Origin of the sequence: Jiangella asiatica, assembly GCF_004349065.1 — a bacterium.
Taxonomy (GTDB): domain Bacteria; phylum Actinomycetota; class Actinomycetes; order Jiangellales; family Jiangellaceae; genus Jiangella; species Jiangella asiatica.
Window position 1 is genome coordinate 99,730 of sequence record NZ_SMKZ01000002.1, and the last position, 13,358, is coordinate 113,087.

A 13,358-nucleotide genomic window follows, 5' to 3' on the forward strand; every position below is an offset into this window, starting at 1 on the left:
GGCAAGGTGTCCATCATGAGGTCGGACCACAGCGTTGGGTGGGGTGCCGTCGACGACGGCGTGGTCGAGCGGCTCCGCTCGATCGTCGGGGCGGAGCACGTGAAGACCGACGACGGCGCCGTCGCGGCGTTCTCGCGTGACGCGACACCGCTGTTCGCGGCCCGGCCGGACGTCGTCGTGCTGCCGGGGTCGACGGCGGAGGTGGCCGAGGTGCTGCGGCTGTCCACGCAGCGGCGCATTCCGGTGGTGCCGCGCGGTGCAGGGTCGAACCTGGCCGCCGGCACGCTCGCCCAGGACGGCGGCATCGTCCTCGTGCTGACCCGGCTGGACCGCATCCTCGAGGTCGACGCCGACGAGCTGCTCGCGGTCGTGCAGACCGGCGTCACGACGACGGAGCTCGCGGCGGCCGCCGCGGCGCACGGCCTGCTCTACCTGCCGGACCCGGGCAGCAAGACGGTCTCGACGGTCGGCGGCAACGTCGCCACCTGTGCCGGCGGGCTGCGCGGTTTGAAGTACGGCGTCACCCGCAACTACGTGCTGGGTCTGGAGGCGGTGCTGCCGACCGGTGAGGTCATCCGCACCGGAGGCCGGCTCTGGAAGGACGTCGCCGGCTACGACCTCACCCGGCTGCTCACCGGCTCGGAGGGAACGCTGGCGGTGGTCACCGAGGTCACGGTCGCGCTGGTGCCGGCGCCGGCGGACTCGCGCACCGGCGTGGCGTACTTCCCGTCGCTGGCCGACGCCGGCCGCGCGGTGGCCCGGGTGATCGCCGACGGCGTCGTCCCGGCCACGCTGGAGTTCCTGGACAACAAGTGCGTCAACGCCGTCGAGGACTTCGCCGCGCTCGGCCTTGACCGGTCGGCCGGCGCGCTGCTGCTCTTCGGCGACGACGGCGACCCTGACACCGTCGGCCGCAACCTGGAACGGATGGCGCAGTCGTGCGCCAAGGAGGGCGCCACCGGGGTCACGCTGGCTCAGGACGTGGCGGCGTCCGAGGCGCTCCTGGAGGCCCGCCGCTGCTCGCTGCCGGCGCTGGCCCGGCTGGCGCCGGTGACGGTGCTGGAGGACGTCGGCGTGCCCCGGCCGCGGATCGCGGAGATGGTCGGGCGCATCGACGACATCGCCGCCCGGCACGGCATCACGGTGGCGACGTTCGGGCACGCCGGCGACGGCAACCTGCACCCAACCGCCGTCGTCGACCCGTCCGACGGCGGCGCGATCGACCGGACCAAGGCGGTCATCGGCGACATCTTCGCAGCGGCGCTGGACCTCGGCGGCACCATCACCGGCGAGCACGGTGTCGGCGCGGCGAAGCTGCCCTGGCTGGCCGACCGGCTCGGCGCGGACCAGTTGGCGCTGTTGTCGCGGATCAAGGCGGCGTTCGACCCGGCCGGCATCCTCAACCCGGGGAAGACCGGCTCATGAGTGGGCCGTCGCGAGAGCTGCCGATCGTGCCGCGCCGGTCGGGCGCGGTGGACGAGGGCGACCACGGGGTCCACGGCCGCGGCATCTTCGACGCCGGGCTGCTCGACCGTTGCATCTCGTGCGGCTTTTGCCTGCCGGTCTGTCCCACCTATGCGCTGGAGAAGGACGAGCAGTCCTCGCCGCGCGGGCGGATCACGCTGATGCGGGCGCTGGAGGCCGGCCGCCTGGAGCCCGACGACCCGACGCTGCAGCACGAGGCGTCGTTCTGCCTGGGCTGCCGCGCCTGCGAGACGGTGTGCCCGGCCGGCGTCGAGTACGGGCCGATGCTCGAGCAGTGGCGCGACCACCAGTGGCGGGTCGGGCACGGCCCGGCGCCGGCGCGGTGGCTGCGCTGGGCGGTGGCCCGGCGGCTGCCGCTGCGGCTGGCCGGGCTGGTGCGACGCTTCGCCCGAACCCGCGCCCGCTCGGTCGACCCCGACACCCCGCACGTCATGCTCGGCTGTGCCGAGCGGGTGCTGTTCCCCAAGGTCAGCCGGGCCGCGGTGGCACTTGTCGACGGCGCCGACGCGCCGGCCGCGCAGGGCTGCTGCGGTGCCCTGCACGCCCACAACGGCGACTCCGCCGGCGGTCGCGCGATGGCCGAGCGGCTGGGACGCGACCTGCCCGGCACCATCGTCACCACCTCCGGCGGCTGCGCGGCGCACCTGGCCGACGCGCTGGGCCGCGACCGCGTCGTCGAGATCAGCGAATACCTGGCCCGGTCGGGCTGGTCGCCTGGTACGAAGCTCATGACCCACGGTTCCCACGGCCACCCGCGCCCGATCCGGGTGACCTTGCAGGACTCCTGTCATCTGCGCAACGGGCTGGGTGTTTTCGCGCAGCCACGCCAGCTGCTGGAGCAGATCGCCGACTACGTGGAGCTGCCTTCCGCCGGCTCCTGCTGCGGCGCCGCCGGCTCCTACTCGGTGCTGCGCCCGCGCGACAGCAAGCGGGTCCTCGCGCCGAAGCTCGCCGAGATCGAGGCACTGGACGTCGACTACGTGGTCGCGGTCAACCCCGGCTGCCTCCTCCAGCTCAAGCAGGGCCTGCTGCGGTCCAAGGTCAAGGCCGTACACCTGGTCGAGCTGCTTTCACAGGCCGCTCCGCGTCAGTGATCGGCTCGCGTGGGTCGACGAGTGGTCGAATTCTGGCATGAGAACTGCCATCGACGCTGCCGGGCGCGTCGTCATCCCGAAGGCGCTGCGCGACGCACTCGGCCTGACCTCGGGCCAGTCCTTGGACGTGGAGGAGCGCGACGGACGATTGGAACTGGTGCCGTCGCCCACGCCCATGCGGCTGGTCGACGACGGCGACCGTCCGGTCGCGGTCGCTGACATCGAGATACCCGAGCTGACCGACGCACTGGTCCGTGACGTGCTGGAGAAGACGCGGCGATGATCGCCGTCGACTCCAGCGTCGTGATCGCAGGGTTCGCCAGTTGGCACGAGCATCATGCGGTCAGTCTGAAGGCCTTGGCTCGACGGCCGAGGCTGGTGGCGCACGCGGCGCTGGAGGCGTACTCCGTCCTGACGCGCTTGCCGCCGCCGCACCGTGCCCAGCCCGATATCGTCCAGGCCTTCCTGGCCGGGCGATTCGCCGAGCCGTACCTCGGCCTGTCCGAGCGCGGATACCAACGCCTTCTGGCCACCGCGGCCGCCGGCCCGCCGGTCCTCGTAGGGAACCCGGAGCAGTGACCGGCCGTCGAGGTACAACAGATCGAAAATCATGTAGTAGACCGGCGTCTCGCGGATCTGCCGCGGTGTCGGGGCCTTCACATTCATCCGCGGTTGCAGGTGTTGGAAGCTGGGTCGGCCGTGCCTGTCCGGGGCGACGCTCTCGCCGTCGAGGACCAGGCGTCGGCCAGCCAGTGCGGCAGATGGCCGATCAACTTCTGGGTAGCTGTCGGTGACGTCGCGCATGCTGCGGCTGGTGAGTCGGACCCTGCCATCCCGAATGCGAGCGATGGTGCGGACGCCGTCCCACTTGATCTCGTAGCCCCAGGCGTCGTCATCGGGCGGCAGGCTCGCTGAAAGCGTGGCGGCCATCGGCGCGACGGCGCCCGGCATGGGGCCCCCCGTGGTTGCCATAGCCGCAGTCATACCCCGCGGCGGGACGTTTCGGCCTGGATACGGCCGTGATCGCGTCGGCCCGCGCACGTGTGGGTTGATCAGATTGGCGATGCCTCGCAGGACGATCTCGGTGCTGCCGGCTCGGCTCAACGTGCGGACGATCTAGTTGAGAGGATACGGTCCCGGACGGTCGGGCAGGGAAGGGACTGTGGCCTGAGAGCCGCCACCATGGTGACGACCTAGTGCGCGGTGCCGCCCTGCAGGTAGGGGTTCTTGTAGTTGGACACCGTGCCATCACCATGCACGAATGTCTCGCTGCCGCGGAAGCCGAGGCACAACGACTCGACGCGTTGGTGACAAACCTGATCGACCCCCTTCGTAACCACAACGCGTCGGCGTTCGCGGACATGTTCGAGCACGGGTACGAAGATGAACGGATACCCCGGACAAGGTAGGCCCGGTCGTGGACCGACCATTGAGGCCCTCGGAGATCCCGGTGAGAATGACAACCCCATTTTGGCCCCACTGTGATGCTTTGAAGCGGCCCCACCTGTCGACGGTTTCTGTTGGCTCGCGGCGTCCCGGGTTGGGGACGCGGTGGGCGGCGGGTTTGTAGACGGTCAGTCGATGTCGTACGGCCAGGCCTTGGCGGCGCGGCTGGTGCCGAGTCGGTAGGACTTGGTCCCGGTCCGGGTGATGTGCGCGTTGAACGTCAACCTGTCGACGGCGGCGGCCAAACGGAGGTCGGTGAAGGTGGCGCCCCATTCGGAGAACGCGGCGTTGGAGGCGCAGGCGATGGATGCTCGTTCCCCGCGGGCGGTGATGATCTGGAACAGCAGAATGGTGTTGAGACTTGATCAGGTCACCACTTACTCACCACTTATCCCTCGCACAGCCGCCTTCGGGCGGCTTCCCGCTCGTCGAGCCTGGACCGTCTCGGTCCGCCTTGGATCGGTTGGGAGCGGCCTGCGCACCTGACCGATCTGAGCGAGCAACCGGCGGCACCTAGTGGCCTGGAACCGCTGCTGACCGTCACCGAGTCGGCCGACTATCTCGGGGCGCCGGTGGCGACCATCTACGATTGGCGGGTCGACGGCAAGGGCCCACGGGCCCTGCGCATCGGCCGTCATCTGAAGTTCGCCGTTTCCGATATCCAGACCTGGCTGGAGGAACGACGCGAACCTGCTGTGGCACCGCCGGCCGGGCGGCGGTGAGGCGCCATGGCTAGGCCCTCGTCTGGTGAGTGCAAACGAGCCCCGCAGCGGATCGACTGACAGATCCGGTTGAAGACCTCAGTCAGTCAGTCGCTGAGTCAGGACGACCGCTGCGGAGCTCACCCACATCCTCACTGTCAGTCGTCGAGGCGTAGATCGGGCTGCAGACGGTCGCGAAGCTCGTCTCCGAAGACGGCGACGCTGACGACGAGCAGGCTCAGGGCCACGCCGGGCAGGGTCGAGATCCACCATGCCTCGAGCAGCACGCCTCGGCCGTTCGCGATGATCAGGCCCCACGACGGCTCCTGCGCCGACGCGCCCAGGCCGAGGAAGCTCAGCGCCGCCTCGGCCAGGATGACCAGCCCGATCTGCATCGTCGCCACGACCAGCAGCGGGCTGACCGTGAAACGGGCGATGTGCGACATCATGATCTGGCGATGCGACAGCCCCGACACACGGGCGGCCTCGACGAATGGGCGCTCCCGGGCGACCAGGACGGAACTGCGCGAGACCCGGGCGAAGAAGACCCACCGGGTGATCGCCAGCGCCACGATCAGCGTCTGGATCCCGGGACCTAGCACCGCGACCATGAGGATGGCGAGCAGGATCGGCGGCACGGCCAGCTGAATGTCGGCCAGCCGCATGATGAACGAGTCCAGCCGGCCGCCGAAGTATCCGCTGATGATCCCGATCACGGCGCCGACCACCAGACCGCCGAGCACGGTGCCGGCAGCGACGCCGAGCGAGATCCGGGCCCCGTAGATGATCTGGCCGAGCAGGTCCCGACCCAAGGGGTCGGTGCCGAGCGGATACGACGTCCCGTCGACGGACGACAGCGGTGGCAGCAGCCGGGCCGCCACGTCCGTCGTGACCGGATCGAACTCGTAGAAGACCGGGCCGAGCACCGCAACGAGAACGAACATGGCGATGATGCCGGCGGACAGATAGAGGCGCAGATGAGCCACGCGGCCTCCTCGTCGCGGCCGGCTGGGGACGGTAGCCGTATCGATCGTGGTGTCGATCATTTCGCCTCCAGCCGCACGCGGGGATCGAGGTAGCCGTACAGCAGGTCGACGATGAGGTTCAACATGACGAACGTGAACGCGGCGAGCATGACGACGGCCTGCACGACGGCGAAGTCGCGGTTGGAGATGGCGTCGATCAGCAACCGGCCGACGCCCGGCCAGGCGAACACGACTTCGACGATGACCGTGCCGCTGAGCAGCTGCCCGAGTTGGAGCCCGGCCACGGTGATCACCGGGATGAGCATGTTCTTCATGGCATGCCGGTAGAGGATCACTCGCCCGGTCAAGCCCTTGGACCTGGCGGTGAGGATATAGGGCTCGCCCATGACCTCGATGAGCCCGGCCCGGACCAGGCGCACGAGCACGCCGAGAAGGGGGAGCGACAGCACGATCGCCGGCAGGATCAGATGCTGCCAGGTACCCCAGCCCGAACTCGGCGTCAGCCCCAGCGCCCGCGAGAAGACGAGGATGGCGACGAGGCCCAGCCAGAAGTTCGGCAGCGACTGGCCGAGCAGGGAGAACGTCGATATCGAGTAGTCCACCGCGGTTCGCGCCCGGCGGGCGGCGGCGATGCCCAGCGGGAAGCTGAGCAGTACCGCCAGACCCATGGCGGACAGCGCGAGCAAGCCGGTGGCGGGTAGCCGGTCGGCCACCGCGGACACCGCCGACCCTCCGAGCCGCAGCGATTCGCCGAGATCACCGCGCACGAGATCGCCGAGGAAGCTGACGTACTGCACGTACAGCGGCTGATCGAGGCCAAGCTCGCCGCGCACGACGTCGATCTGTTCAGGTGTCGCCGACGGGCCGGCATAGACGATCGCGGGGTCGCCGGGCACCAGCCGCAGGATGACGAACATGAGCGAGACCGCGCCGAAGATGACCACGACGGCGTGGCCCAGGCGGCGAATCACGTACTGCACGGCAGGCCTCCGCTCACTTGGCCAGGCCGTCCAGGTCGGCCACCTCAAGCATCTCGTCCAGCTCGCGCAGGTCCACCGCATCCAGCGACGGGACCGGGGTGCGGCACACCGTGGTGGCGATCACGCCCCGGCGGCGCAGGATCTCCTTGATCACGGCGACGTTGTAGAGCAGCTCGTGGGTGAACAGGCCGCCCAGTGCCATGAGCCGGCGCCGAGCCTCCGCGCGGTCGCCGTCGACGTAGAGGTCATAGACCCGGGACAGGACGTCGACGAACGAGGGAGCGGGCATGGACCCGGCCGCGCCACGATCCAGCTCGCTCATCAGGTGGACGCCGCCCAGCCCCGCGAAGATGCCGTCGACCCGGTCGCCGACGGCGGCCACCGCCGCCGACAGCTGATGCGTGCTCGGCGACGTCTCCTCCTTCAGATAGCGGATGGCCGGGTTCGCGTCGATCACCCGGCGCACGCTGTCGATGCCGATGGCGTGCCCGATCCGCGCGTTCTGCAGCACGACCGGGAGGCCGCAGGCATCGGACACGGCGCGGAAGTAGGCGTTGACGTAGTCCAGGTCCGGCGTGAAGAAGTGCTGGACGTACGGCAGCGTCGCCATGACGGCGTCGGCGCCCGCGCCGGCCGCGTGACGGGCCAGCCCGGCCGCCACCGGAGCGCTGGTGGCGGACACCCCGACGATGACCGGTACGCGGCCGGCCACGGTCGCGATCACCCGCTCGGCGGCGCTGCGGCGCTCGTCCTCGGACAGGCTGAAGAACTCGCTGACGACACCGGGGTACACGAGGCCACGGCTGCCACCGTCCAGGCAGAACTCCACCTGCCGGTCGAGGCTGTCGAGGTCGATCTCCAGGTCGGGTCGGAACGGGGTGACCGGTATCGCGAAGATGCCCTTCCACCCGCCGTTGTCGGCCGCCGTGCTCATCTGTCCTCCCGGATGGTGACGACGCTGTCGACGTCGCGCTCGAAGCGATCCATGTCGATGTCGATACCGAGACCTGGCCCCGTCGGCACGACGAGGCGCCCGTCCTCGACCCACAACGGCTCGTCGAGCCAGCGGTTGAACGTCTCCAACATCACCGGCTGGTATTCCTGCACGAACAGGTTCGGGATGGCCGCGGCCGCCTGCCAGGTTCCGGCCATGCCGATGACCGTCAGGCATCCCGTGTGCGGTGCGACGTCGATGTTGAACGACTCGGCGACAGTCGCGATCTTGACCAGCTCGGACACGCCGTTGCGCATGAGGTCGGGCTGCGCCAGATCGAGGGCTTCGGCCTGGAACCACGGCTGGAACTGGAACCGGGTCCGCAGCGGCTCACCGACGGCGATCGCTACGTCGAGCTCGCGGGCCAGCCGGGCGTGGCCGCTGACGTCCTCGGGCAACAGCGGCGACTCGAAGAACTCCACGCCGTTGCGCTCGTACACACGGCCGATACGGACGGCCTCCGGATAGCTGTACTTCCAGACGCCGTCGACGAACAGCGGTCCCCGGTCGCCGATGGCGTCGCGGATCGCGGTGATCTCGCGGCTGTCGTCGTCGTAGCCGAAGCCGAGGCAGGGCTTGATGCCGATGCCCTGCTCGACCCACCCGACGGCCTCCTCGAGCCGCTCGTCCAAGGAGTGTCCGCGCAGCCCCGTGACGTAGCACGGCAGGACGTCGCGGAACCGGCCACCGAGCAGCTCGCTCACGGAGAGTCCCGCCGCCTTGCCCCGGATGTCCCACAGGGCGGTGTCGACACCGGCGATGGCGTCCATCTGGTATCCGGTGATCTGGCCGCGCACGCGCATCGTTCCGTACATGTCCATGAACCGGACGTTGGTGGCCAGCGGGTCGTGCCCGAGCACGGCGGGGCCGATCACTCGCTCGACGATCGCCTGCGCCACCTCGGGGCCGACGGGCGCCTGCGACTCGCCCCATCCCACGATGCCCTCGTCGGTCTCGACTCGCACGACCATGGCCTCGGATCGCTGTGAGTACAGCTGGGGATACGGCGCGAACCGGAGATAGTCGCTGCCGGGCAGCTGGTTCTCGTGCCGGGTGCCACCGGCCAGCTCGTAGCGGACATCGGCCTTGACCGTGTACGCCGATATCGAGGTGATCCTCACGTGCGCTCCTTCGGGAGGGTTGTCGTCGCCCCGTGCTCCAGGTCGAACGAGGCGTAGTGGCAGGCGCTGGGGTGACCGAGGCGATCGACGAGGGCCGGCTCCTCGTCGGCGCAGCGCTGGTCGGCCCGCCAGCACCGGGTGCGGAAGCCGCAGCCGGACGGCGGGTCGGCGGGGGAGGGGACCTCGCCACCGAGCACGAACTGGGGCCTGTCCTCGCGCCACGGATGGGTCAGCGGCACGTTGCCGAGCAGGGCCTGGGTGTACGGATGCGTGGCCCGGTCGTAGATGTCCTCGGTGGCGCCGGACTCGACCAGCTTGCCGAGGTACATGACCCCGACCCGGTCGGCGATGTGGGACACGAGGCGCAGGTCGTGGGTGATGAACAGGTAGGCCACGCCCAAGCGATCCTGCAGGTCCCGGAGAAGGTTGACGATCTGCGCTTGCACGGAGACGTCCAGCGACGCCACCGGCTCGTCGCAGACGATCAGCCGCGGCTCCACCGCCAGCGCCCTGGCGATGCCCACCCGCTGGCGCTGGCCTCCGGACAGCTGGTGGGGAAAGCGTTCAGCGAACCGGTCATCGAGGCCGACCAGCCTGAGGATCTCCCGGATGCGGGCGGGCCGGTCGGCCTTGGCGACGGCGTCGGGAAAGGCTCGCCAGGGCTCGGACACGATGCGCTCGACCGTGTGGTACGGATTCAGCGACGCGTAGGGATCCTGGAACACCATCTGGATGCGTCGCCGTACCTGGCGGACCTGCGCGGGCCGGAGCGTGCTCAGGTCACGGCCCTCGAACGTGATCGAACCCGAGGTCGGGGTCTCCAGACCGACCACCATCCGGGCGAGTGTCGTCTTCCCGCACCCGGATTCGCCGACGAGCGCCATGGTCTCGCCCTCGGCAAGGTCGAAGCTGACGTCGCGGACGGCTTGGATACTCTCGCCGCGGCCGAGTCCGACGATCCCGCGGCTTTCGAACGTCTTGCGCGCGGAACGGACCTGGAGCATGGCGGCGCTCACCGGGGACTCCCCGCCTGCAGCACGCGGTCGGAGAAGTGACATCGGGACCGCCGGTGTCCGTCGTCGACCGGGAGCAGCTCCGGCGGCGTCGTCTCGCACAGCGACTCGGCCCAGCCGCACCGCGGGTGGAACCGGCAGCCGGCGGGCAGGGCGCGGGGATCCGGCGGCGACCCCGGAACCGCCACCAGCCGTTCGCGGCGCGAATACTGGTCCGGCAGGCTGGCCATGAGGCCGGCGGTGTACGGGTGAGCGTTGCGGTCGTAGACGGGTTGGGTGGCGCCGTGCTCGACGATCTGACCGCCGTACATCACGTAGACCCGCTGGGCGACGCTGGCCACCACCCCGAGGTCGTGGCTGATGAGGATGAGCGCCATGTCCTCCTCATCGCTGAGCTGGCGCAGCAACGCGAGGATCTGCGCCTGGACGGTGACGTCGAGCGCGGTCGTGGGCTCGTCGGCGATCAGCAGTGACGGCGACAGCGCCAACGCCATGGCGATCACGACCCGTTGCCGCATGCCACCGGAGAACTGGTGCGGATAGTCATCGATCCGAGCCGCGGCATGCGGTATCCGCACCCGTTCCATCAGTTCCACCGCGCGGCGGCGGGCCTCCCGCTCGGGCAACCCGCGTCGCCGGCTGAACATCTCCGAGATCTGCCGTCCCACCGTGTAGACCGGATTGAGGGCCGACAACGGATCCTGGAACACCAGCGCGAGCCGCTCACCCCGCACCGAGCGCATTCCCGCCTCGCCGCGGCCGACCAGTTCCTCACCGTCGAGCAGGATGGAACCGGACACGTCCGCCGAGCCCGGAAGGAGCCCCATGAGGGCCAGCGCGGTCGCGCTCTTGCCCGAGCCGGACTCGCCCAGCACCGCGACCCGCTCACCCCGGTTGACGGTCATGGACACGCCGTCGACCGCGGGCACCGGACCACCTGCCGGGCGGAACGTCACCCGGAGATCGCGGACGTCGAGCAACGTCGCCTGCCTTCCGGCGTCGGGCGGACTCACTCCTCGATCCGGACGTCGGCGAAGAACGGGATCGTGCTCGGCGGCGGCTCGAACCCGGCCAGCGCGTCGTTCCACGCGAACGCTTCGAGCCCGTCGATCGGGTAGATGCCGCAGACGTTGTCCCAGAGGTAGCTGAGTGCTTCGTCGTACGCCGCCTGCCGTGCCTCCGGATCGGTCTCGGACCCGCCCCGGACGATGGGCTCGTCGAGCTCGGCATTGGCGCACGGCACCCGATCCGACTCGGACAGGTAGAGGCGCCCGAGCGTGTAGTCGGCGTCCCCGGTGAGCGTCGGGCGGCCGGTGAGGGACAGGTCGAAGTTCTGGTTCACGTAGTTCTCCGTCCAGGTGGCCAGCTCCTGGAAGTCCGGCTCGACGGTGACCCCGATCTCGGCCCAGTCCGAGATCATGGCCAGCGCCACCTGCTGCTCGACCTCCTGGTCGCGCACCAGCACCTTGATGGTGAGGTCGCTCACGCCGGCTTCGTCGAGCAGCCGGCGGGCGAGGTCCGGATCGTGCTCGAACGGGTCGAGCTCCACGGAACCGAAGACCGTCGTCGGGAGCGGTCCGGATGACGGAGCGCCCAAGCCGCCGAGGACGTTCTCGACGATGGGCTCGACGTCGATGGCGTGGGCCAGCGCCTGTCGCACCTTCAGGTTGTCCAGCGGCGGCCGGTTCCAGTTCGCCAGGATCTCGTAGTTCACGTACGCGGGAACCGTCTCGACGGTCACGCCGTCGGCCGATTCGAGCCTGGCCACCTGATCGACCGGGATGCCCCACGTCAGGTCGATCTCGCCCGTCTCGAGCGCGACGACGCGGTTGCTGGCCTCCGGGATCTGCTCGAACACCAGCCGTTCCGCCGCCGGCGGCCCGTTCCAGTGGTCCTCGTTGGCGGCGAGGACGAGCTCCGCGCCGCCCTCGAACGACTCGAACTCGAAGACGCCGGAGCCGATCGGGCGCTGGTTGAAGTCGTCGCTGCCGACCTGGTCCGCCGGCGCGATGCCGAGCAGCGACACATTGGACGGCAGCGTCCCGAGCGGCCGGTCGGCGTTGATCACGACGGTCGTGTCGTCGGGCGCCTCGACGCTGGTCACCCCGGCGAAGATCGGTGCCAGGGGCGTCTTGCGTTCGATGAGGGTCATGATCGTCGCCTGGACGTCCGTCGCGGTGAGCGGCGTTCCGTCGTGGAAGACCACGTCGTCGCGCAGGGTGAACGTCCAGCTGGTGCCGTCGGTGGTCTCCCACGACTCGGCCAGCCAGGGGACGATCTCTCCGCTTACCGGGTCCTTGCGGGTCAGCGAGTCGAAGAGGTTCTGATTGATCGTCAGGACCGCGCGATCGCCGCTGAGCGGACCGACGAGGTCGAGGCCGGCGATGGGGAACGGGTGTGCGACCCTCAGTTCGTCGGAGGCTCCGTCGCCACCGGCGCCGGAGCTGCCACCACCACACGCGGCGGTTGCCAGGATTGCGAGCGCGGCGAGGGTGCTCCATCCCGAGCGGCGTGCTCGGGCGATGGTCGCCGCGCGCGGGCTCGTCGTCGTTGTCTTGTCCACGCCAGGCCTCCTTCGGGCGTCTCTGCCCGCTTGACCCACTCCGGTCGCATCATTGTGTGCAGCCGTACAGCCGGGTATAACGTTATGACCTTAAGGTGGCTCGGCCGGTACCGCAAGGCTCTGCCGACCACCGATTCACCCGACATGGTGGCGGCTGCTCCCCGAGGAGAGGCCATCGGTCATGACAAGGAGCAGCAATGCAACCTGACGAGCCCGTGGCCCTCATCGCCGGTGGAGCGAACGGAATCGGACTGGCCACGGCGACCGTCCTGGCCCGCGGTGGCGCGCGTGTGGTCATCGCCGATCGGGACGCCGCCGCCGTGGAGGCCGCGACGGCGGCTCTCACCTCGGAATCGGCGGACCCGCCGATGGGCGTCACGCTCGACGTCTCCGACGCCGCGGCGGTCAACAGCGCCGTCGCCGACATCCTGGCCGCTCGTGGACGCATCGACATCCTGGTCAACAGCGCCGGCATCGCGGGGCGATCCATGCCGACCTGGGACATCGACGACGACGAGTGGCATCGGGTACTCGCCGTCAATCTGAGCGGCACCTTCCACCTGATCCGGGCCGTGGTTCCGGCCATGCGCGCCCAGGGCTACGGGCGCATCGTCAACGTCGCGAGCATCGCGGGCAAGGAGGGCAACCCCAACGCCTCGCCGTACTCCGCCTCCAAGGCCGGCGTCATCGCCTTGACCAAGTCCGTCGCCAAGGAGGTGGCTCGCGACGGAGTGATCGTGAACTGTGTGACCCCCGCGGTGATCATGACCGCGATGAACGAGCAGGTCTCCGCCGAGCACCTGGAGTACATGCTCAGCCGCATCCCCATCGGCCGGGCGGGTGCCACCGCGGAGGTCGCCGAGCTCGTCCGCTGGCTGTGCTCCCCGGAATGCAGCTTCTCGACCGGCGCGGTGTTCGACATCAGCGGCGGCCGCGCGACGTACTGACCACCGGCCGCCCCGTGCGCGCCACCTT

General features: G+C 69.8%; 14 protein-coding genes and 1 pseudogene. 6 read left to right on the forward strand and 9 right to left on the reverse strand.

What is annotated here, in order from left to right:
* Positions 1 to 15: 15 nt before the first annotated feature.
* The 4 genes from E1269_RS02340 to E1269_RS02355 are packed head-to-tail and all read left to right on the forward strand — an operon-like array spanning position 16 to position 3,158.
* Positions 16 to 1,425, forward strand: coding sequence for an FAD-binding oxidoreductase (locus E1269_RS02340; protein WP_131890657.1), 1,410 nt, complete (start codon positions 16 to 18; stop codon positions 1,423 to 1,425).
* The gene (locus E1269_RS02345; RefSeq protein WP_131890659.1) at positions 1,422 to 2,579 is read left to right on the forward strand and encodes a (Fe-S)-binding protein; all 1,158 of its coding nucleotides are present in this window, start codon (positions 1,422 to 1,424) and stop codon (positions 2,577 to 2,579) included. Before E1269_RS02340 ends, E1269_RS02345 begins: the two co-directional genes overlap by 4 nt.
* A 37-nt stretch (positions 2,580 to 2,616) precedes the next feature.
* Positions 2,617 to 2,862: an AbrB/MazE/SpoVT family DNA-binding domain-containing protein gene (locus E1269_RS02350; protein ID WP_131890662.1), complete on the forward strand. Its 246-nt coding sequence runs from the start codon at positions 2,617 to 2,619 to the stop codon at positions 2,860 to 2,862.
* Positions 2,859 to 3,158 (forward strand): PIN domain-containing protein, encoded by a 300-nt coding sequence (locus E1269_RS02355; protein ID WP_131890665.1) that lies wholly within the window; start codon positions 2,859 to 2,861, stop codon positions 3,156 to 3,158. Before E1269_RS02350 ends, E1269_RS02355 begins: the two co-directional genes overlap by 4 nt.
* A 24-nt stretch (positions 3,159 to 3,182) precedes the next feature.
* Here E1269_RS02355 and E1269_RS34115 read toward each other — a convergent pair.
* A pseudogene (locus E1269_RS34115) lies at positions 3,183 to 3,563 on the reverse strand (ATP-dependent DNA ligase); the annotation flags it as partial.
* A gap of 590 nt (positions 3,564 to 4,153) precedes the next feature.
* Entirely contained in the window at positions 4,154 to 4,375 is a 222-nt protein-coding gene (locus tag E1269_RS02365; RefSeq protein WP_203432818.1) for an ATP-binding protein, read from the reverse strand.
* Between the two features lie 183 nt (positions 4,376 to 4,558).
* Between E1269_RS02365 and E1269_RS33245 the strand changes: the two genes are divergently transcribed.
* Positions 4,559 to 4,747, forward strand: a complete 189-nt coding sequence (locus E1269_RS33245) for a helix-turn-helix domain-containing protein (RefSeq protein ID WP_131890667.1) — start codon at positions 4,559 to 4,561, stop codon at positions 4,745 to 4,747.
* A gap of 137 nt (positions 4,748 to 4,884) precedes the next feature.
* Here the strand turns inward: E1269_RS33245 and E1269_RS02375 are convergent, their stop codons facing one another.
* The 7 genes from E1269_RS02375 to E1269_RS02405 are packed head-to-tail and all read right to left on the reverse strand — an operon-like array spanning position 4,885 to position 12,383.
* On the reverse strand, positions 4,885 to 5,712 hold the full coding sequence (locus E1269_RS02375; protein ID WP_162606195.1) for an ABC transporter permease: 828 nt from the start codon (positions 5,710 to 5,712) through the stop codon (positions 4,885 to 4,887).
* A gap of 56 nt (positions 5,713 to 5,768) precedes the next feature.
* Complete coding sequence (locus E1269_RS02380; protein ID WP_203432772.1) at positions 5,769 to 6,692, reverse strand: ABC transporter permease; 924 nt, start codon at positions 6,690 to 6,692, stop codon at positions 5,769 to 5,771.
* Between the two features lie 13 nt (positions 6,693 to 6,705).
* Positions 6,706 to 7,626 carry a dihydrodipicolinate synthase family protein gene (locus tag E1269_RS02385; protein ID WP_131890675.1) on the reverse strand — a complete coding sequence of 307 codons (921 nt, stop codon included), beginning with the start codon at positions 7,624 to 7,626 and terminating at the stop codon, positions 6,706 to 6,708.
* Entirely contained in the window at positions 7,623 to 8,807 is a 1,185-nt protein-coding gene (locus tag E1269_RS02390) for a mandelate racemase/muconate lactonizing enzyme family protein (RefSeq protein WP_131890678.1), read from the reverse strand. The genes E1269_RS02385 and E1269_RS02390 overlap by 4 nt, the downstream gene beginning before the upstream one ends.
* On the reverse strand, positions 8,804 to 9,865 hold the full coding sequence (locus E1269_RS02395; RefSeq protein ID WP_131890680.1) for an ABC transporter ATP-binding protein: 1,062 nt from the start codon (positions 9,863 to 9,865) through the stop codon (positions 8,804 to 8,806). Before E1269_RS02395 ends, E1269_RS02390 begins: the two co-directional genes overlap by 4 nt.
* Entirely contained in the window at positions 9,820 to 10,833 is a 1,014-nt protein-coding gene (locus E1269_RS02400) for an ABC transporter ATP-binding protein (protein ID WP_239000747.1), read from the reverse strand. Before E1269_RS02400 ends, E1269_RS02395 begins: the two co-directional genes overlap by 46 nt.
* A complete protein-coding gene (locus E1269_RS02405; RefSeq protein WP_162606196.1) occupies positions 10,830 to 12,383 on the reverse strand; it encodes an ABC transporter substrate-binding protein in 1,554 nt (517 codons plus the stop codon). The genes E1269_RS02400 and E1269_RS02405 overlap by 4 nt, the downstream gene beginning before the upstream one ends.
* Positions 12,384 to 12,580: 197 nt before the next feature.
* Here E1269_RS02405 and E1269_RS02410 point away from each other — a divergent pair, with 197 nt between their 5' ends.
* Complete coding sequence (locus tag E1269_RS02410; protein ID WP_131890686.1) at positions 12,581 to 13,330, forward strand: SDR family NAD(P)-dependent oxidoreductase; 750 nt, start codon at positions 12,581 to 12,583, stop codon at positions 13,328 to 13,330.
* Positions 13,331 to 13,358 lie beyond the last annotated feature (28 nt).